This is a genomic window from Paraconexibacter sp. AEG42_29 (assembly GCF_040581415.1).
GTDB lineage: Bacteria > Actinomycetota > Thermoleophilia > Solirubrobacterales > Solirubrobacteraceae > Paraconexibacter.
Map to the genome: position 1 here is coordinate 877,970 of NZ_CP114014.1, position 19,801 is coordinate 897,770.

General features: G+C 71.7%; 18 protein-coding genes. 13 read left to right on the plus strand and 5 right to left on the minus strand.

Annotated elements, in window-relative coordinates; genetic code table 11:
• Positions 1-3 precede the first annotated feature (3 nt).
• From DSM112329_RS04215 to DSM112329_RS04235, 5 genes are all read left to right on the plus strand, one after another.
• Positions 4-705, plus strand: a complete 702-nt coding sequence (locus DSM112329_RS04215; protein WP_354700561.1) for a class II aldolase/adducin family protein — start codon at positions 4-6, stop codon at positions 703-705.
• A gap of 6 nt (positions 706-711) precedes the next feature.
• A complete protein-coding gene (locus DSM112329_RS04220) occupies positions 712-1,623 on the plus strand; it encodes an alpha/beta fold hydrolase (protein WP_354700562.1) in 912 nt (303 codons plus the stop codon).
• Positions 1,624-1,630: 7 nt separating this feature from the next.
• Positions 1,631-3,319, plus strand: coding sequence for an AMP-binding protein (locus DSM112329_RS04225; RefSeq protein ID WP_354700563.1), 1,689 nt, complete (start codon positions 1,631-1,633; stop codon positions 3,317-3,319).
• On the plus strand, positions 3,316-4,281 hold the full coding sequence (locus tag DSM112329_RS04230; RefSeq protein ID WP_354700564.1) for an alpha/beta hydrolase: 966 nt from the start codon (positions 3,316-3,318) through the stop codon (positions 4,279-4,281). Before DSM112329_RS04225 ends, DSM112329_RS04230 begins: the two co-directional genes overlap by 4 nt.
• Before the next feature lie 398 nt (positions 4,282-4,679).
• A complete protein-coding gene (locus DSM112329_RS04235) occupies positions 4,680-5,993 on the plus strand; it encodes a hypothetical protein (RefSeq protein WP_354700565.1) in 1,314 nt (437 codons plus the stop codon).
• Between the two features lie 92 nt (positions 5,994-6,085).
• Here DSM112329_RS04235 and DSM112329_RS04240 read toward each other — a convergent pair whose 3' ends face one another.
• Positions 6,086-7,684, minus strand: coding sequence for a class I adenylate-forming enzyme family protein (locus DSM112329_RS04240; RefSeq protein WP_354700566.1), 1,599 nt, complete (start codon positions 7,682-7,684; stop codon positions 6,086-6,088).
• A 50-nt stretch (positions 7,685-7,734) separates the two neighbouring features.
• Between DSM112329_RS04240 and DSM112329_RS04245 the strand changes: the two genes are divergently transcribed.
• From DSM112329_RS04245 to DSM112329_RS04255, 3 genes are read left to right on the plus strand one after another with little or no spacing between them, the layout of a single operon-like run.
• Positions 7,735-8,940, plus strand: a complete 1,206-nt coding sequence (locus DSM112329_RS04245) for a MaoC family dehydratase N-terminal domain-containing protein (protein ID WP_354700567.1) — start codon at positions 7,735-7,737, stop codon at positions 8,938-8,940.
• Positions 8,941-8,955: 15 nt separating this feature from the next.
• On the plus strand, positions 8,956-9,459 hold the full coding sequence (locus tag DSM112329_RS04250; RefSeq protein ID WP_354700568.1) for a MarR family transcriptional regulator: 504 nt from the start codon (positions 8,956-8,958) through the stop codon (positions 9,457-9,459).
• Positions 9,460-9,497: 38 nt separating this feature from the next.
• Positions 9,498-10,064, plus strand: coding sequence for an HD domain-containing protein (locus DSM112329_RS04255; RefSeq protein WP_354700569.1), 567 nt, complete (start codon positions 9,498-9,500; stop codon positions 10,062-10,064).
• Positions 10,065-10,183: 119 nt separating this feature from the next.
• On the opposite strand, the gene DSM112329_RS04260 is transcribed toward DSM112329_RS04255, so the two are convergent.
• The 3 genes from DSM112329_RS04260 to DSM112329_RS04270 form a co-directional block, all read right to left on the minus strand.
• On the minus strand, positions 10,184-11,986 hold the full coding sequence (locus DSM112329_RS04260; protein WP_354700570.1) for an AMP-binding protein: 1,803 nt from the start codon (positions 11,984-11,986) through the stop codon (positions 10,184-10,186).
• A gap of 88 nt (positions 11,987-12,074) precedes the next feature.
• A complete protein-coding gene (locus tag DSM112329_RS04265; RefSeq protein ID WP_354700571.1) occupies positions 12,075-13,322 on the minus strand; it encodes a cytochrome P450 in 1,248 nt (415 codons plus the stop codon).
• Positions 13,323-13,399: 77 nt separating this feature from the next.
• Positions 13,400-14,671 (minus strand): cytochrome P450, encoded by a 1,272-nt coding sequence (locus DSM112329_RS04270; RefSeq protein ID WP_354700572.1) that lies wholly within the window; start codon positions 14,669-14,671, stop codon positions 13,400-13,402.
• A 116-nt stretch (positions 14,672-14,787) separates the two neighbouring features.
• On the opposite strand from DSM112329_RS04270, the gene DSM112329_RS04275 reads away from it, so the two are divergent.
• Positions 14,788-15,591, plus strand: a complete 804-nt coding sequence (locus tag DSM112329_RS04275; RefSeq protein WP_354700573.1) for an enoyl-CoA hydratase/isomerase family protein — start codon at positions 14,788-14,790, stop codon at positions 15,589-15,591.
• A gap of 5 nt (positions 15,592-15,596) precedes the next feature.
• Positions 15,597-16,235 (plus strand): hypothetical protein, encoded by a 639-nt coding sequence (locus DSM112329_RS04280; RefSeq protein ID WP_354700574.1) that lies wholly within the window; start codon positions 15,597-15,599, stop codon positions 16,233-16,235.
• Positions 16,236-16,239: 4 nt separating this feature from the next.
• Here DSM112329_RS04280 and DSM112329_RS04285 read toward each other — a convergent pair whose 3' ends face one another.
• Entirely contained in the window at positions 16,240-17,343 is a 1,104-nt protein-coding gene (locus DSM112329_RS04285) for an NAD(P)-dependent alcohol dehydrogenase (protein WP_354700575.1), read from the minus strand.
• A 230-nt stretch (positions 17,344-17,573) separates the two neighbouring features.
• Here DSM112329_RS04285 and DSM112329_RS04290 point away from each other — a divergent pair, with 230 nt between their 5' ends.
• The 3 genes from DSM112329_RS04290 to DSM112329_RS04300 are packed head-to-tail and all read left to right on the plus strand — an operon-like array spanning position 17,574 to position 19,221.
• Entirely contained in the window at positions 17,574-18,341 is a 768-nt protein-coding gene (locus tag DSM112329_RS04290; protein WP_354700576.1) for an enoyl-CoA hydratase-related protein, read from the plus strand.
• Positions 18,342-18,343: 2 nt separating this feature from the next.
• Positions 18,344-18,844: a MaoC family dehydratase N-terminal domain-containing protein gene (locus tag DSM112329_RS04295; RefSeq protein WP_354700577.1), complete on the plus strand. Its 501-nt coding sequence runs from the start codon at positions 18,344-18,346 to the stop codon at positions 18,842-18,844.
• Positions 18,841-19,221: a MaoC/PaaZ C-terminal domain-containing protein gene (locus DSM112329_RS04300; RefSeq protein ID WP_354700578.1), complete on the plus strand. Its 381-nt coding sequence runs from the start codon at positions 18,841-18,843 to the stop codon at positions 19,219-19,221. The genes DSM112329_RS04295 and DSM112329_RS04300 overlap by 4 nt, the downstream gene beginning before the upstream one ends.
• The last annotated feature ends 580 nt before the right edge of the window (positions 19,222-19,801 follow it).

The following is a 19,801-nucleotide window of genomic DNA, read 5'->3' on the forward strand; positions in this document are numbered from 1 at the left end:
GGCGTGAACCGGGAAGACGCCCTCCGCGACCTCCTCGCCGGCTGCGCGATCCTCGACGGCGAGCGGCTGACATCGGCCTTCGGCCACCTGACCGCGCGCATGGACGACGGGACGATCCTGTTGTCGGGCAACCAGGGACCCGGCCTGGTGCGGACGGCCGGTGACGTCGTGACGGTGGACGCCGAGGGCAACGTCCTCGACGACCGTGCCGCGCTCAAGGCCGGCGAGCTGCCGATCCACCTTGGGCTGCTGGCCGCCAACCCCGGGTACATGAGCGTCGCCCGTTTCCACGGCCCCGCGACCTTGGCCTGGGGGACGCTGAACCGCCCGCTGCCGGCCACGCTCGGCATGGGGATGTTCGCCGGCGCGTCCGTCCCCGTCTTCGACACCGACACCACCGTCACGACGCTCGAGCAGGGGCACGCGCTCGCCGCGGTCGCCGGCGACACCCCCGCGGTCCTGCTGCGCGGGTTCGGCGCCGCCACGGCCGGTCGCACGGTCCGTGAGGCCGTGACGCGGGCCTGGCTGCTCGAGCAGAACGCCGCCGCCACCCTGGCGGCGTCCGCGGCCGGCACGCCCCAGCCGTTCGACGCCGCTGCCGCCGCCCCCTTCGCCCGAGCGGACGGCCCCGCGGCCGCGCAGCTCGCCCGCCTTTGGCATTACCTCTGCCGGCGCCACGCCGCAGACCAGATCCAGGAGGACTGACCCCGCATGAGCACGACCGACGCATCCACCACCGAGACGGCCACCACGTCGATCTGGCTCGACCTGCTCGGGTCCGGCGCGGGCGAGCGGTTCTACGACGTCAAGGGCGTCCGCACGCGGGTCATCGAGGCCGGCAGCCCGGACCTTCCGGCGCTCGTCCTGATCCACGGCACGGGCGGCCACGCCGAGACGTACTGCCGCAACATGGGGCCGCTGTCCAAGCACTTCCGCGTCCTCGCCCTCGACCTTCCCGGCCACGGCTTCACCGACCGTCCGGCCGAGGCTCCCGACGTCGCGGGCTACGCGCAGCACGTCGTCGACCTGCTCGACACGCTCGGCATCGAGCGGGCGCACGTGTCCGGCGAGTCGCTCGGCGGGATGGTGAGCGCCTGGGTCGGCATCGCGCACCCCGATCGCGTGAACAAGATCGTGATGAACACCGGCACGCTCGCGCGTCCGAACGCCGCCGGACAGGCGCAGCTGGACGACCTCGAGCAGCGCACGCTCGCGCTGCGCGACAACGGCGTCACCCGCGAGGGCACCCGCCACCGCATGAACTGGCTCGTCGCCGACCCGTCCCGGATGACGGACGAGATGGTCGAGTGCCGCCTGCGCATCTACTCCCAGGACGGCATGCTCGACTCGGTCGCGCGGATCATGAGCAGCGTCGTCGGGATGCTCCGCGGTGACCACGGTGACGAGTTCATGGCCCCCGGGGTCCTGAAGTCGCTGGCGGCCCCTACGCTCGTGCTGTGGACCGAGGACAACCCCGGGCAGACGACGGAGCTCGCCGAGCAGGTCTCGGCGGACATCCCGAACGGCCGCTTCGAGGTCCTCACCGACTGCGCGCACTGGCCACAGTTCGAGCGTCCCGACGTCTTCAACCAGACCCACCTCGAGTTCCTGCTGGAGGACTGACCCCGCCATGAACGCCGCGCTCCTTGCCGCCCTCGACCGCCCGGGCCGGGACGCGCCGCCCCGCCTGACGGACTACGACGCCGAGCGTGCGTCGTTCGTCAACGAGGTCCCTGAGCGGTTCAACCCCGTTCTGGCGATCGTCGAGACCTGGGCCGCGGAGTCGCCGGACGACCCCGCAGTGCTGTCCCTCGACGGCGCCGGCGAGGTCGTCCTGCTGCAGTCCATCGGCGAGCTCGCGCAGGCGACGCGCGAGGCGGCACGGGCGCTGCTGGCGGCCGGGATCCAGAAGGGCGATCACGTCTTCGTCATGCTGCCGCGGGTACCCGAGTGGTACGCGGCGATGCTCGGTGCGATGCGGATCGGGGCGGTCCCGATGCCGGGGCCGAACCTGCTCACGCCGAAGGACATCAAGGACCGGATCGCCCGGGGCGACGCGGTCGCGGCGATCACGGACGCCGCCGGGGCCGTGAAGGTCGACGAGACCGGTGCGGAGCTGCGCGCGAAGTTCTGCGTCGGTGGGGCGGAGGGGTGGACCGACTTCAGCGCGGCCTGCGCCGAGGCCGGGGACGGCGAGACCCCGCAGGACCCCACGCATCGCGACGACCCGCTGCTGCTGTACTTCACCAGCGGCACCGTGTCGGCCCCGAAGATGGTCCAGCACACGCAGTCCTACGGCCTCGGGCACGTGGTCACGGCGCGGTTCTGGCACGACCTGCGGCCCGGCGACCTGCACTGGACCGTCACCGACACGGGCTGGGCCAAGGCCGCCTGGGGCGGGCTGTTCGGCCAGCTGCACGAGCGGGCGTGCATCGTCCAGGTCGCGCTCGGCAAGCCCGACGCGGACACCATCTTCGGCATCCTCGCGCGGCACGGGATCACGTCGTTCTGCGCGCCGCCGACGCTCTATCGCACGCTCGTCCAGGGGGACTTCGGCGCCCATGACCTGAGCGCGCTGCGCCACTGCACGAGCGCCGGCGAGCCGCTGAACCCCGAGGTCATCCGCGCGTGGAAGGAGGGCACCGGCGGCCTCACCGTGTACGACGGCTACGGCCAGACGGAGACTTGCTGCGTCGTCGCCAACTACCGGTCGATGGACGTGCGACCGGGATCGATGGGCCGGCCGATGCCGGGCTGGGAGATGACGGTCGTCGACGAGGACGGCGGGCCGGTGGAGACGGGCGCGGTCGGCAACGTCGTCGTCCGCCACGACGGTCAGCGGCCGGTCGGCCTGTTCCCCGGGTACCACGGCAACGACAAGGCCACGGCCGGCGTCTTCCGCGGGCCGTACTACTTCACGGGGGACAAGGCCGCGGTCGACGAGGACGGCTACTTCTGGTTCGAGGGCCGCGACGACGACGTGATCACCTCGTCGGCCTACCGGATCGGACCGTTCGAGGTCGAGTCCGCCGTCGTCGAGCACCCGGCCGTCATGGAGGCCGCGGTGGTGGGTCGCGACGACCCCGACCGCACGCAGATCGTCGTCGCCATCTGCATCCTCGCCAAGGGCCACGAGGGGACACCCGAGCTGGCGAAGGAGATCCAGGACTTCGTCAAGCAGAACACCGCGCCGTACAAGTACCCGCGGGAGGTGCACTTCGTCGACGAGCTCCCGAAGACCGTCAGCGGCAAGATCCGCCGGGTCGAGCTGCGGGGATGGCTCGCCGACGGCCGGCTACCGGTCGGGGGTGCGTCGTGAGCTCGCTCTCCGGGTTCAAGCGGGCCGACGGGCAGCGCCTGAGCCCTCGGCTGGCCGCGCTCTGCGGCCCGTCGACGCTGACGCTGAACTTCGCCTCGCGCCACCCGAACCCCGCCGTGCGCGCGGTCCTCGACCAGATCTTCCCGCTGGTCGGCTTCACCGCCCGGGGCGACGCGACCATGACCGAGGTCACCGTCGACGGTGCCGACGGCCCGATCCCGGCTCGGCTGTACGAGCCGGACGCGCGGGTCGAGAACCCCGGCCTTCTGGTGCACTTCCACGGCGGCGGTTTCGCGGTCGGCAGCCTGACGACGCAGGACAACGTCTGCCGTTTCACGGCGCGCCACGCCGGCTGCAAGGTCCTCGCGATCGGCTACCGCAAAGCGCCCGAGCACCGGCTGCCCGCGGCCTTCGAGGACTGCCGTGCCGCGTTCCGCTGGGCCGTCGAGCACGCGGCCCACCTCGGGGTGGACCCGGACCGCATCGCGGTCGGCGGGGACAGCGCGGGCGGCCAGCTTGCGGCGGCCGTGGCCCTGCACACCGACGGCGGCCCGAAGCCGTGCTTCGCCTTCCTCATGTACCCGGTCGTCGACGCGGACATCAACGCCCACGAGTCCGCGTGGCTGTTCGAGCGGGGGCCGCTCCTGAGCCGCCGGAACGCCAAGGACCTGCTCGACCACTACGTCCCGACCGAGGCGGACCGCACCGACCCGCGGATGTCGATCCTCCATGCGGACGGCCTGGGGGCGATGCCGCCGACGTTCGTCGCCACGGCGGGCATGGACCCACTGCGCGACCAGGGCGAGGCGTTCGCAGCCAGGCTGCGCGAGGCGGGGGTCACGGTCGAGTCCGAGCGCTTCGACAACCTGCCGCACGGGTTCAACCTGCTGCTGATCGACCCGCAGGCGAGCGCGGCCTACGCCCGCTGCTGCGACGCGCTCACCCGTGCCCTGACCCCGTAGCCGCCTTACTCGCTCGGAGTGGCCGGGTGAATGTCGATCCACCGGGCTCGGAGCCGTGCGATCCGCCACTGACCCTCGCGGCCGGTGTTGACCCCGTGCGCGTTGGGGGTGAATGCCGATTCACCGGGCTCGGAGCCGTGCGATCTGCCACTGCCCGCGCGCCCGAGGGTGAATGCCGATCCACCCGGCTGGGAGCCGTGCGATCCGCCAGTGACCCCCGCGGCCCCGCGCGGGTCGGCGGTGCATGTCGATTCACCAGGCTGGGAGCCGTGCGATCCACCAATGCCGGCCCAGACGCCGCGGGCGCGCGACCGCCGACCCCAGAGCACCCCCGTCCGCCCGTCCGGCGGACCGGCGGACCGGCGGACGCGGTTCGGGCGGAGGGTAGGCTCGCGACCGTGTCCCGCCACGTCGCCCGCCGGTTCGTCACCGCACTCATGGTGGCCGGCGTCGCAGCGATCGTCGCCGCCGCGCCCGCGGCAGCCACACCCGGCCCGCCGCTGCGGGTCGGCCCCGCGGCGATCGACGCCGCCGTCACCTGCGCCGGGCCGTCCCTGGCCACCGCCGCCCGGCCGCCGGTCCTGCTGGTGCACGGGACGTTCGTCACCGCCGACGTGTGGCGCGGGGGCTTCTACGAAGCGCTGCAGGCCGACGGCCACCCGGCCTGCCTTGTCGAGGTCCCGGACTTCGAGGTCGGTGACGTCCAGGACTCGGTGCAGTACGTCGTCGGCGCGATCCGGCTCGTCCGCGCTCGCGCCGGCCGCCCGATCGCCGTCGTCGGCCACAGCCAGGGTGCCTTCCTGACGTCCTTCGCGCTGCGCTTCTGGCCGGATCTCGCGTCCGGCGTCAGCGACTTCGCCGGGCTGGCCGGCGTCTACGACAACGGGACGACCCTCGCCGACACGCTGTGCCTGGTCCCCTGCGGGCCCGCCGGCCGCCAGCTGCGGCCGGGCTCTGCGCTGCTGACCGCCCTGGCCCGGCGGCCGGTGTATCCCGGTCCGTCGGTCACGGCACTCGCCACGCGGTTCGACGAGGTCGTCACGCCCCAGCCGCGCGGGGGCCTGCTGGGCGGCGCGCGCCAGCTCGTCGTGCAGGACCGGTGCCCCGCGCACGTCGTCGAGCACGGCGGCATGTCCAGCGACGCCGTCGCCTACGCGGTGGTCCGCGACGCGGTCGACCACCCCGGCCCGGGGGACCTGTCGCGGATCCCGGACGCGGCCTGCGCCGCGCAGCTCGTTCCGGGCGCCGCACCCACCAAGCCGGTGACCGACGCGCTGGGGCTCGCCGCGGGGACCGCGGCGTTCTACGCCCGCGCAGTTGGCGTCGAGCCGCCGGTGCGCTGCGTCTTCGTGCGCCGCTGCACGCCGCGGACCTTCACGCCCGGCATCGTCGCGCGGCTCGACCGGCGCAGCGGCACCGGCGCGCCGTGGACGGTGCGCACGCGGGGAGCCATCGTGCTGCCGTCCGGCGCCGTCGACCTGTGCGCAGGGACGGTGAGCGTCGCGATCGTCCGCGGGACACGCACCGTGTCGACCCGGCGTGCCGCCGTACGCCGCGACTGCAGCTTCGCGAGCACGGCACGGCTGGGCGGGACCGCGCGGGCCGCGGCGACCGTGCGCGGACGCCTGCGGATCCGTGCGCGCTACCTGGCCCGTGGGGAGCTCCGCGGCGCGGCGGCGCCGACCCTGACCTACGTCGCTCGCCGCGGCTGATCCGGCCGCTCGGTCCCTGCCGAGCTGCCGTTCTTCGGCACCCAGGTCGACGCCCGTCGCGTCTCGGCGCCGTGAGCGCCGAACCTCCCGGCTCAGGACTCCGGGAAGATCACCCGCAGGCGCTTCTTGTCCGCCTTGCCCGCGTCCGTCATCGGCAGCGGCTCCTCGCTGAACCACCACCGCGTCGGGACCGCGAAGGACGCGATCCGCTCCCGCGCCCAGGCGCCCAGCTCGTCGGGACCGGCCGTCGCACCCGGCCGCAGCAGGACCGCCGCCGCGACCTCCTCGCCCAGGTCCGGATGGGGGAGGCCGACGACCGCGACGTCGGCCACATCGGGATGCTGGTGCAGCGCCGCCTCGACGTGCGGCGCCGCGATGTTCTCGCCGCCGCGGATGACGACGTCCTTCGCCCGGCCGGTGACGTAGAGCCGCCCGTCCACCAGCTTGCCCAGGTCCCCCGAGTGGACGAAGCCCTCCGCGTCGATCGTCTCCGCGGTCGCCGCCGGGTCGCGCCAGTAGCCCAGCATCTGCCCGGGCGTCCGCGCAAGGATCTCCCCGACGCCGTCGTCGTCCGGCGAGGCGATCACCAGGTCGACCGCCGGCAGCGGGTAGCCCGTCGTCCCCGGGAACTCCTCGATCGTCTTCGTCGACGCCCGCGCGAGCGTCCCGCTCGTCTCGGTCATCCCGTAGACGTTGTTCACGCGCCTGCGCGTGTTGGGGAACGCGGTCTGCAGTCGCTCCAGCAGTTCCGGCGACACCGGGGCCCCGCCGAGCGGGATCGACCGCATCGACGACAGGTCGCGCGACGGCAGCGACGGGTGCTCCAGCACGCGGATCGTCATCGTCGGAATCGCGCCCCAGACCTCGACCTTCTCGCGCTCGATCACCTCGAGCACCTGGCCCGGGTCGAACTTCCCCTCGAGGAAGACCAGCGTCCCGCCACCGATCAGCGCCAGCCCGAGCGCCTGCAGCCCGCCGATGTGGAAGAGCGGCCCGGTGAGCAGCGACACGAACCCGGGCGTGCTCTCGTCGACCGTGTGCGGCAGCCGCCGCGACACCGCGAGCGACTGGTGCATCGTCGCGATCCACGACCGGTGCGCCAGCGTGGCCCCCTTCGGCAGGCCGGTCGTCCCGGCCGTGAAGACGATCAGCGCGGGGTCGTTCTCGTCGCCCTCGAGCACCCGCGCCGGCACCTGCAGCGAGCGGCCCGCGGTGACCGCGGCATCGATCATCGGCCGCAGCTCGTCGACGTCGATCGTCGCCACGCCGGCCGGCACCTTGGCCAGCCGCTTGGCGTCGCCGATCACCAGGGACGGCTCGGTCAGGTCGAGCGCGTGGACGACCTCCTCCTCGCTCCACCACCCGTTGCCCGGCGCCACGATCGCCCCGATCGACAGGCCCGCCCACAGCGACACGATCCACTCCGGCGAGTTGACGGCAAGGATCAGGATGCGGTCGCCGGCGGCGACGCCGAGCGACCGCAGGTGCTCGCCCACCACGTCGATCGCGGACAGCACGTCCGTGAACGACAGGCGCCGGTCACCCTGCACCAGGTGCGGCCGCGAGCCCCAGCGCGCTGCGTCCTCCAGGAGCTGCGGCAGCCGCGTGCGCCGCGGCTCGTACAGCAGGAAGGGGATCCCGCCGGACTCGGAGCGGGCGACGGTGTCACCCCAGGCGAAGACGTCGGACATGAGAAAGAAGTCTACACATCATTAGTTGGGGACTAGAGTATTATCGACCTATGTCCGACACGAAGCCCCGCGCCAAGGGCGAGATGCCCGAGGCCCTCCTGACCGACGAGCTGATCGCGTCGATGAGCAAGCGCGCCGGGACGCAGCTGCGCATAGAGCACTCGACGAACAACGAGGAGGCCACGCGCATCGCGGTCGCCAAGTTCGCCGCCGGCATCGGGGACATCAACCCGCTGTGGACCGACGCCGAGTACGCGACGGCGTCCCCTTACGGCGCCCGCGTTGCCCCGCCCAGCTTCTTCATCGGCTGCTTCTCCGGCATCCAGTTCGGCTGGCCCGGTCTCGGCTCGTTCCACAACCTCACCCGGGTGACGTTCGACAAGCCGGTCTACGTCGGGGACACGGTCAACGCGACCTGCACCTACGACGGCTTCACCGGCCCCCGTCCGTCCAACTTCGCGGGGAACATGGTCACCGACCTGTTCACGAACCGCTACTCGAACCAGCACGGCGAGGAGCTCGCCCAGATCCACTGGGAGGTCGTGAACTTCGAGCGGTCGGCGGCGAAGGAGAAGTCGAAGGACAAGAGCGAGAAGGGCTCAGGTCCGACGCTGCCGCACGAATGGGACATGGACGAGGTCGAGCGCATCGAGGCGCAGGTCCTCGCCGAGGCCCCGCGCGGCGCGACCCCGCGCTACATCGAGGACGTGAAGGTCGGCGACCACGTGGACACGCTCACCAAGGGCCCGATCGGGCTGACGGACGAGATCGCCTTCGTCGTCGGCGGCGGCACCCCGATCCCGCGCCTGAGCGCGCACGCCGTCGCCCTGCACTCCTACGCGAAGCACCCCGCCTGGTCGTTCCGGGACCCCGAGACCAGCGCGCAGGAGCCGATCTACTCGGTCCACTACAACAAGCACGCCGCCCGCGCGATGGGCGTCGGCTACCCGTACGACGTCGGCTTCCAGCGGCAGGCGTGGCAGATCCACCACCTCAGCCACTGGTGCGGGGACCACGGATTCATCAAGTCGTGCGAGTCCCGCTACCGCCGCTTCGTCTTCCTCTCCGACGTGGTGGAGCTGTCCGGCACCGTGACCGGGATCCGGGTCGACGACGACGGCGAGCACGTCGTGGACATGGATACGCAGGCCGTCAACCAGCGCGGCGAGGACTGCATGCCCGGCAAGGCGACCGTCGCCCTGCCGAGCCGGTCGGACGACCTCTCCGCCAGCCCGGCGGCCCACCGCGCGCGCTGACAGACTGCGCGCCTGATGCCCGGCCAGCGTGAACCCGACCCCGTCGAGTGGGTGCGTGCGCGCTGGGCCGAGCAGGACCTGCCGGAAGCCGACCGCTTCATGGCCGTCGCCTCGGTCATGCGTGCGCACGCGCTGATCGTCAGCGAGCTCGACAAGGCCCTGCGGCCGCACGGCATCGGCCGGACGACCTACCTGGCGCTGGTCACGCTCGCCCTCTCGAAGGACGGCGCCCGGCCGCCGAGCTACCTCAGCCGCTACCTGATGGTGCACCAGACGACCGTCACGAACCTGCTCGACCACGCCGAGAAGCAGGGCTGGGTCAAGCGGAGGCCCCACCCCACCGACCGCCGTGCCTCGCTGGCGGTCCTGAGGCCCGCCGGCCGCAAGCTGGTGCGCGAGGCGACTGCCGCCGCGGCCGGCGTCGGCTTCGGCGTGGGGGACGTCGACGACGCCACGCTGCAGACGCTGATCGACTCCCTGCGCGCGGTCCGTCGCGCCACGGGGGACCTACCGGACTGACTCGCACCACCGCCCCGCGCTGTGGCTAGGGTCGGGGAATGTACGAGGCGGACCGCATCAGCGACACCCCGGCGGCGCAGGCTGCGCTCGCCGCCGTTCGGGCCGGGGCGGGCGTCGGGCCGGACGGCCCGATGGAGCGTCACTGCCTGCGCCAGTTCCGGATCGCCGAGCGCTTGGCCGGCGACGAGCCCGTCGATCGCGAGCTGCTGCTGTGCGCCTGCTGGCTGCACGACGCCGGCCTCTACACCGACAGCAAGGACGCCTACGTCACCGAGGCCGCCCGGCTCGCGGGGTCCGTCCTCGCGCCCTTCGACTGGGCGCCCGAGCGGCTGCGTCGCTGCATGGACGCGTGCGAGCAGCATCATGCGCCGACCTCCCGGCGGTCGATGGGACTCGAGGTGGAGCTCGTCCGCCGCTCCGACCTCGTGGACGTCAGCCGCGGCCTGGTCACCTTCGGACTGGACCGCGCGTGGCTGCGGACGCTGTTCGCCGAGGTCCCGCGGGACGGCCTGTACCGCATGCTGGCGAAGGCAGTCGGCGGCGAGCTGCGCGCGCGGCCGGCGTCGCTCGTCGACGTGTTCGTGCGGCCGGGCAAGCGCGCCTGAGCGCGACCGTCAGACCTCCAGCGCGTCGACCGCCCGCAGTTTGTGCTGTCGTCACGGCCCGAGTCGCTTCGACCTGTACCGCACCAATGTCCGCACGCAGCGTTCCGGGCGGCGGTCGTCTAGGACGCGTACATCGCGTCGATCTCGGCGACGTACTTGTCGTTGATGACGCGGCGCTTGAGCTTCGAGGTCGGGGTGACCTCGTCGCCGCCGGGCAGCCACGCCACGGGGAGGATCGTGTGCTTCTTGATCTGCTCCACGCGGGCCAGCTCCTCGTTGGCCGCGTCGATCGCGGCAGCGACGTGCTCGGCGACGGCGGGCGCCTGCGACAGCGTCGCGACGTCGCCCTCGAGGCCGTGCTTGGCCGCGAACGCGGTGAGCGCCTCCTCGTCGAGGCTCACCAGCGCCGTGACGTAGAGCTTGCCGTCGCCGATCGCCACGATCTGCGCGATGAGCGAGGAGTGCGTCTTGACCGCCATCTCGATCTTCTGCGGCGGCATGTTCTTGCCGGCCGAGTTGATGATCAGCTCCTTCTTGCGGTCGACGATCTTGTAGTACTCGCCTTCCTGGACGGCGACGTCGCCGGAGTAGAGCCAGCCGTCCGCGTCGATGGCCTCGGCGGTCTTGTCGGGCTGGTTGCGGTAGCCGGACATCAGGTTCTTGCCGCGGACGAGGATCTCTCCGTCGGGAGCGAGCTTGACCTCGACGCCGGGCACCTGGTGTCCGACCGTGCCGAGCTTGATCCGGTCCGGCGGGGTGATGCACGAGAAGACGCACTCGGACATGCCCCAGATCTGGAGCATCGGGATGCCGATCGCGTGGTAGGTCTCGTGCATCGCGACCGTCGACGGGGCAGCGGCGACGCAGCACCACTCCAGCGCGTCGAGGCCGAGCTTCCCGCGGACCGCGGCCAGGGTCGCGCGCTGCGCGTCCGTCAGGCCGTCGTCGGTCGCGTGCGCGTCGGTGGTGCCGGCCGCCTGCTCGGCGCGCACGCGGGCCAGGCCGGCGGCGAGCGCGTCGGCCAGCGGGCCGTCCGGGTCCGCGGCGGCCATGCCCTCGACGGCGCCAGCGAGCTTCTCGAAGACACGCGGGACGCCGAACATGCGCGTAGGGCGGGCGCTGGCCAGCGCGCCGGCGAGCTGCTTCGGATCCGGGCAGCAGGTGATCGTGTGGCCGAACACCATCGACGCGTAGTGACTGATCCAGCGCTCGGCGATGTGCGCCATCGGCAGGAAGGACACCAGGCGGCCGGCGGGCGTCACGTGGTCCGACTCCTCCAGGCCGCGCAGCCCGTAGAGCAGCGAGAGATGCGTGTGCTGGACGCCCTTCGGCTCGCCGGTCGTCCCCGAGGTGTAGACGAGCGTGACGACGTCCTCCTCCTCGAGCGCCTGCCAGCCGGCGTCGAAGTCGAAGCCGTCGACCTTGCGGGCGGCCAGGTCGGCGAACGTGAGGTCGGCGGCGCCGGCCTCGTCGTCGACGACGATGATCGTCTCCAGCGTCGGCGCCAGCTCGCGGGTCTTCAGGGCGACCTCGAGGAACGCCGGCTCGGTGACGAGCACCTTGGCGCCGGAGTTGTTGATCAGCGGGATGTTCGCCTTCGCGGGGTTCGTCGCGTAGATCGAGAACGCAGCCGCGCCGAGGTGGATGGCGGCCGTGTCCGCGAGGCTGACCTCGGGCCGGTTGACCATCAGCAGGGCGACCGCGCCGCCGCGCTCCACGCCGATCGACGCGAAGCCCTCGGCAAGCGCGCGGACCTGGGCCGCGTACTCGGTCCAGGTGATCGAGACCGAGTCGTCGGCGACGCGCAGGGCGACGGCGTCGCCACGTGCCGCTGCCGTGATCTGGAACGCCTCGCACAGGGTGCGGGCCTCCAGTGCCGCCGTGGCGTCGTAGGTGGAGTCCTCCGCAGGGATCGTCGACATACGACGACCGTACGGCGGCTGACCGTCGGCCTGCCTCGCCCCCGGGGGACAACGCTGTCCCCCGGAAGGAAGGGGTCTTAGTCCGCCTTTAGGGAGTCCACGTGCCGGGCAGGTGCTTGACGCCGTGCATGAAGCTCGACGCGAGGAACTCGGGCTCGCCGATCTCGATGTCCGGCAGGCGGGTGTAGACCTCGCGCAGGCCGTGCTTGAGCATCTGCTTGCCGAGCACCGAGCCGAGGCAGAAGTGCGGGCCGCCACCGCCGAACGTCATGTGCCGGTTCGGGGTGCGGGTGATGTCGAACGTCATCGGGTCCTCGAAGATGTCCTCGTCCCGGTTGCCCGAGCAGTAGAACAGCGCGAGCTTCTCGCCGGCCTTCAGCGTCTTGCCGCCGATCTCGTAGTCCTCCATGACCTGGCGGCGCATGTGCAGGATCACGGACGACCAGCGCAGGACCTCCTCGACGGCACCGTCGAGGTACTTCTCGATGTCGGACAGCAGGAGCGCCTTCTGCTCGGGGTTCTGCTGCAGCGCCAACATGCCGTGGGCCATCGCGTGACGCGTGGTGTCGTTCGCCGCGCCGGCCATCAGCACGAAGAAGCCGCCGATCTCCCAGTCCTCCATCTTGCGGCCCTCGAACTCGGCCTGGACGATCCACGTCATCAGGTCCTCGCCCGGGTTGACGCGGCGGTCCTCGGCGAGCTCCATCGCGACGTCCTGCAGCTTCTCGGCGGCGTTCGCGAAGATCATGATCGGCTCTTCGTGCGCGGTGAGCTCCGGGTCGTTCCAGGAGACGATCTCCTCCGCACCCTGGATCGTGTTGTGCACGTGCGCCGGGTCGGTGATGTTGAAGAACGAGCAGAAGATGCGTCCCGGGAGCTGCTTGGTGAACTCCTCGCAGATGTCCGCGGAGCCATTCGGCTTTATGCCCTCGATGAGCTCGATGACCTGGTCGCGCGTCCACTCCTCGAGGGTCTTCATGTGCCGCGGGCTGAACGCGTTGGAGACGACGCCGCGCAGGTAGGTGTGCTCGGGCGCGTCCTGCACGATGAACGAGAGGGCGCCGACGCGGACGGGCTCGGGCAGGTCCTCGAGGAAGATGCCCTCGGAGTTCGAGAAGATCTTCGGCTTGCGGGAGATCTCGCGGATGTGCTCGTACTTCGTGATCGCCCAGAAGCCGTCGGTGTTCATCTCCGGCTCGACCAGCAGCGAGTCCGGTGGACCCTGCCAGGAGACCGGGTCGTTGGCACGGAGCTCCGCGAAGACGCGCTCGCGCTCGACGAACGGCATCTCCCAGAACTCGAACGACCCGACGTTCAGCGGCGAATAGGTGGCCATGGGCGCACGCTAACCCGCGCCCGTGCCACCCCGAATCCCCCTCGGGGGGGAACGATCGCGCCCGAGGGGGTGACGACTCAGCGCTCAGGCGTCCATTCCGCCGGCAGGCGCTTGACGCCGTGCACGACGTTCGCGTCGAGGAAGTCGGGCTCCCCGATCACGCGCAGGTCCGGCATCCGCGTGTAGACCTCCTTGAAGATCGACCGCAGCGTGAGACGGGCCAGGGCCGCGCCCATGCAGTAGTGCGGGCCGCCGCCGCCGAAGCCGACGTGGCGGTTGGGGTCGCGCGTGATGTCGAACTTCATCGGGTCGGGGAACGCGTTCTCGTCGCGGTTGCCCGAGCAGTACCAGAGCGCGACCTTGTCGCCCTGCTTCATCTCGACGCCGCCCCACTCCACGTCGCGGGTCACCTGGCGGCGGAAGTGCATCAGCGGCGTGGCCCAGCGGACGGCCTCCTCGGCGAGGCGCTCCCCGGCCTCGGGCGATTCGAGCGTCGCCTGCCACCGCTGCTTCTGCTCCGGGAACTGGTCGAAGGCCCAGATGGTGTGCGCCATCGTGTGACGGGTGGTGTCGTTCGCCGCGGCGGACAGCAGCGAGAAGAACGAGCCGACCTCCCAGTCCTCGAGCATCCCGTCTTCGGTCTGGGCCTGGCAGACCCAGGTGAGCAGGTCGTCCTGCGGCTTCTTGCGCCGCTCCTCGATCAGCTCGAGCGCGATGTCGTTCAGGCGGAAGGACGCGTCGCCGAAGAGCTCGATCGGCTCCTTGCCGCGGCACATCTCCTCGTCGCTCCAGGACGCCATGTCCTCGGCGCAGTCCATGACCTCCTCGCGCAGCTCGCCCTCCGGGACGCCGAAGAGGTTCGTGAAGAGCCGGCCCGGGAGCTGCTTGCACAGCGTGGTCGCCAGGTCGGCCTCGCCCAGCGGCGCGATCTCGTCGACGAGCTCCTTCGCCTGCCGGTAGATGTCGCTCTCGAGCTTGCGCATGTGGCCGGGCGTGAACGCCGACCAGACGATCCCGCGCAGCTCCTTGTGCCGCGGCGCGTCGGTCACGATGAACGACAGCGACCCCTGGACGACGACGTCCGGGAAGTCCTCCATGAAGATCCCCGACGCCGAGCTGAAGAGCTTCGTGTCGCGCGACGCCTTCTGGATCAGGTCCGCCGTGTTGATGCCCCAGAAGCCCTTCGCGCCCTCTTCGGGCTCGAGCAGCTTGCTCTCGAGCGGCGGGTGCCAGGACACCGGCGCCGTCGCGCGCAGGTGGGCGAACGTCTTCTCGCGCTCGTCGAACGTGGTGTCCGACCAGAACGAGAAGGACGAGATGTCGACGTCGGCGATCGGCTGCGTGCTCATGCTCCGACACTACGCGGGGGCGGCGCGTCCTGGAAAGGGCTTTGACCCGCCCGGATGACGACGACCCCTCGATGTGGGGACCTGCCCGCGACAGCGGCCGGACTAGGCTGGCGAGGATGAGCACCGCCCCTGCCTATACGGCGTTCTCCCTCCACGTCGAGGACGACGGCGTCGCGCGCGTGCGCCTGACGCAGGACGCTCGCGGCAACCCGTTCGACCAGGTCTTCTGCGACGAGCTCAGCGCGATCATGAACGCCTGCGACGAGGACCCCGCCGTGCGTGCCGTGCTGATCACCGCGAGCGGGCGGTTCTTCAGCGTCGGCGGCGACCTGCAGTCGCTCGGACGGGACCAGGCGGCGCTCGCGCGGTTCATCAAGACCGGGACGACGACCCTCCACGCGGGCGTCTCCCGGATGGCCCGCATGGACGCCCCGGTGATCGTCGCGGTGCACGCGCTGGCGGCCGGTGGTGGCGTGTCGCTGTCCGCGGCCGCGGACTTCTGCATCGCCGCACGGTCGGCGAAGTTCTACGCCGCCTACCAGGGGGTCGGCCTCGCGATCGACGGCGGCGGCTCGCACTCCGTCCCGCGCCGGGTCGGGGTTCGCCGGGCGACGGAGTTCTACCTGCGCAACCAGACCTGGTCCGCCGAGCTCGCCGCCGAGCGCGGGCTCATCAGCGAGGTGGTGGACGACGACGCCCTCGAGGAGACGGCGCTGGCGCTGGCGCGCGAGCTGGCGGCCGGCCCCACGAAGTCATACGGCGAAGTCAAGAACCTGCTGCTTTCCAGCTATGAGCAGTCGCTCGAGGGCCAGATGGAGCTCGAGGCCCGGGCGATGTACCGGACCACGCAGACGGCGGACACCTGGAAAGCGATCACGGCGGCGGCGACCAAGCGCCGGCCGACGTTCACGGGGAGCTGAGGCGCGTGCCCCAGGCCGCGACGGAGGATGGGTGGGTCGGCAGCGACGTCGAGAAGGAGTTCCCCGGCCTCGGCCTGCTGTTCCTGCCGGTCCGGGTCGGGGACCACGCCGCCGCCGCCGAGGCCAAGAAGCGGCTGGCGGACCTGGAGGGCTACTTCACCGGGACGTTCGTCACGGGGCTGCCGACCCGCCCGGTCACCGCGGCCTACCGCGTCTTCTACCGCCAGATCGGCCTGGACCCCGACCGGGACTTCACGCCGCTGGAGTGGATCGTCCGCAAGCGGCTGGCCCGCGGGCGGTTCCGCTCGCGGGGCCTGCTCGCGGACGCGCTGACGATCGGCGCGGTGGAGACCGAGATCCCGATCGGCGCGATCCGCGCGGCCGACGTCCTCGGGCCGCTGGGCATCACCACGTCGCGGCCCGGCGAAGCGATCGACCGGCCGCTGCCGGAGTCGACGCTGGTCGTCGCGGACGCCGCCAAGCCGCTCGCGGTGCTGTTCGGCGACCTGGAGGAGACGTCCCGCTACCGGGCCGACAAGAAGGACTTCGAGGTCGTCCTCTACGCGACGATCGTCCCCGGCGTGGCCCCGGCGACCGCCGCCGAGGCCCTGTGGCTGACGGCGGCGATCCTCGGGGCCGAGTAGTGCCTCAGTCGAAGACGATGACCGGCTTGATGACCTTGCCGGCCTCGGAGTCGGCGAATGCCTCGTTGATCTGGTCGATCGAGTAGGTCTTGATCAGCTTGTCGAACGGGAACTTGCCGTCGCGGTAGAGCTGGATCAGCTTCGGGATGAACGTCTTGGGGTCCGCGTCGCCCTCGATCACGCCGGTGAAGGTCCGGCCGAGGAGCAGGTGCCCCTGGTCGATCGTGATCTCGTTCTCGAGGCCCTGGAACCCGACGGACGCGCAATGGCCGGGCGACCGCAGCATCTCGAGCGCCTGGCGGATGACCGGGCCGTGGCCGACGCAGTCGAACGAGAGGTCCACGCCCGGGGCGACGACCTGCATCGCATCCCAGATGAGGTCCTTGTGCTCGGACGGGTTGAAGCCGTGCGTGGCGCCGAGCTCCTTGGCAAGCTCGATGCGGTCGTTGTTCAGGTCGAACGCGAGGATCGGGTCGCAGCCGACCGCCTTCGCCGCCATGACGGCGCCGAGGCCGACACCGCCGAGGCCGAAGATCGCGATCGACTGCCCCTCCTTCGCGGCAAGGGTGTTCATGACGCTGCCGGCGCCGGTCTGCAGGCCGCAGCCGAGCGGGCCGAGCAGCTCGAGCGGTAGGTCCTTGTCGACCTTCACCGCGTTGTTCTTCGAGCAGATCGCGTACCCGGCGAAGGACGACTGCCCGAAGAAGTTGCCGGCGATCTCCTCGTCGCCCTTGGACAGCGTCGTCGTGCCGTCCATGCGGGAGCCGAAGTAGTTAAGCGCGGCGAAGACCTCGCAGTAGGCGGGGTGGCCGGAGGTGCACACGTCGCACTCGCCGCAGTGGTCGAAGGAGATGGCGACGTGGTCGCCGATCTCGAAGCCCTCGACGCCCTCGCCAATCGCCTCCACGACGCCCGAGCCCTCATGACCGAGGACCGTCGGCAGCGGCAGCGGGATCATCCCGTGCGCGCCGGAGATGTCGGTGTGGCAGACGCCCACGCCCCTGATCTTCACGAGCAGCTCGCCCTCCTGCGGCGCGCCGACCTCGATCTCCTCAACGGACAGGGGACTCTCGGTATCGCGCAGGACGGCGGCGGTCGTCTTCGTCATGTGGCTCTCCTTGGAACAGTCGGCGGCGACGGCGGACGGCCGTCGCGAGGATGCCCTGAACCTACGTGCGCGACCGTCCGGAACGCTTGCCCTTGCGGGGGGAACCGCACCCCCCAACGTGGGCAATGCCCCGTCCGGGGGACCAAGTGCTCGCGTTGGAGTCAGGCTCCGAAGGGGTCGACCGCTTAGCGTTGGGCGCATCATGAACGCACCCCGAACCCGTGTCCGCCGTGTCTGAGTCCGTCGTCCGGCAAGAGGTCGTCGGCCGCGTGCTGCACGTGGTCCTCGACCGCCCCCCGGCCAACGCGCTCGGGGCCCCGATCATCGAGGGGCTCACTGCGGTTGCCGACACGCTGGAGCGCGACGACACGGTCAAGGTCGCCGTAATCAGCTCCGCGATCGACGGCATCTTCGCCGCCGGCGCCGACATCAAGCAGATGGGGACGCTGGACCCGGAGTCGTTCGCGGGCTACCGCGACGCGCTCCGCGCCCCGGTCGAGCGCATCAACCGCTGCGGCAAGCCGACGATCGCGGCGATCGACGGGCTCGCGCTCGGCGGCGGCCTCGAGCTGTCGATGGCGTGCACGCTGCGGTTCGCGACGGCGGCGTCGAAGGTCGGCCTGCCCGAGGTCAAGCTCGGCCTGATCCCCGGCGCCGGCGGCACGCAGCGCCTGCCGCTGCTGGTCGGCCGCGGCCGCGCGCTGGAGATCATGCTCAGCGGGCGCAGCGTCCCAGGGGAGGAGGCCTTGCAGATCGGCCTCGTCGACCGCCTGGTCGACGGTGACGTGGTGGCGGAGGCGCTCGCCTACGCCGAGACGCTCGCGGCGTTCCCGGTCACCGCGATGAAGGCGATCATCGACTGCGTCGACGCGGTCTCCGGCGTCCCGGCCGACGGCATGCAGCTCGAGGGCGAGCTCGTCGTCGAGATGCTCGCGTCCGGTGAGGCCGCCGAGGGCATCGCGGCGTTCATCGCCCGCCGGCCGGCCGCGTACGCCTGACGATGTCCGCTCCGTCCGACATCGCCACGCCGGACGTCGGCTTCGTCGTCGACTCCGTGTCCTTCCCGATCGAGGAGGGCAAGCTGCGCGAGTTCGCGATCGCGAGCGGCGGCGACCCGGACGCGGTGCTGGCGGCCGGTGTGCTGCCCCCGACCTTCGCGGCCGTCGCCGCGCACTGGCGCGACCAGGCCGCGATGGTGCGCGTGCTGCAGCTCGACATCCGTCGCGTCGTCGTGGGCGGCAGCGAGTGGGAGTACGGCGCACCCGCCTGGATCGGTGACCGGCTGACCGGCGACCGTGTCGTCACCGACGTCGCCGTCAAGTCGAGCGGGATGCTGATCCTCACCCTCACCACGACGCTGCGGCGCGAGGACGGCGAGGTCGCCGTCACCCAGCGCGACACGGTCATCCAGGTCCCGCCGAAGGGCTCGCCCGGGGGGCTCGCCCTTCGGTCGGGCGATCTCGCCCAGGGGGCTCGTTCGCCCAGGTCGGTGGGCTCGTGACGCTCGCGGCCCTCGACGTCCTGACCCCGCCTGTCACCCGGACGCAGATCGTCCGCTTCGCCGGCGCCGCGGGCGACTTCAACCCGATGCACCACGACGAGCCGTTCGCGGTGGCCGCCGGATCGGAGTCCGTCTTCGCGATGGGCCAGCTGACCGCGGCGATCCTGGGCGAGGCCGTGGCGGAGTGGCTCGGCCGCGACCGCGTGGCCGGCTACGGCGTGCGCTTCAAGGCGAAGGTCCTGCCGGACGACGTGCTGCACCTCACGGGCCGCGTCACCTCGGTCGAGGACGACGGCACCCAGGTCTGCGAGCTGTCGGCGACCCGCTCGGGCAGCGACGAGGTCGTGCTCACGGGCTGGGCGAAGGCCCGCCCGTAGGGCACCGTCCGTTCCGGGGCGAGGAGTGTCCTGATTGCGGCAACGAAGCGAGCATTTTCGTGGAACGCGAAACGGCCTCTAACGACGGCGCGATCGGGACTGGCGGCAGTGCGGGGTGCGGTTCCGCGGGCGGTCCCCGGTGGCAGCGAGCGGGAGCGGGGGCGGGGCGTGTTGCGGACGTCCGGGAGCTGCACAGCCCGGCTGGGCGTGGGAGGTGTGGAGGGTTTGGGGGGTATGCCCCGCCGAATCCTCCGAGGGGGCACGGCCGCCCGGCCGTGCCCCGCATGCGCGGAGGGTTTGGGGGGCGTGCCCCGCCGGATCCTCCGCGGACCCGTGCGATCCGCCGTTGGTCCCGGCCGGCGCGGTGAATGGCGGTCCACCGGGCTGGGACCCGTGCGATCCACCACTCGTCCCGCTGGCCAGCCGCCCGTCCCGCGCTCCGCACCCGAGACCCCGCAGCCTCCCAGCGCCCACTGCCGTCTTCAGCCCGCAGTTCTCAAGGCCGCCACCGCTGGGGCGGTCTTCGGCGTCAGCGCCACCGGCCCGAGACCACGAGGCCCGCGGCGTCAGCGCCGCCGAC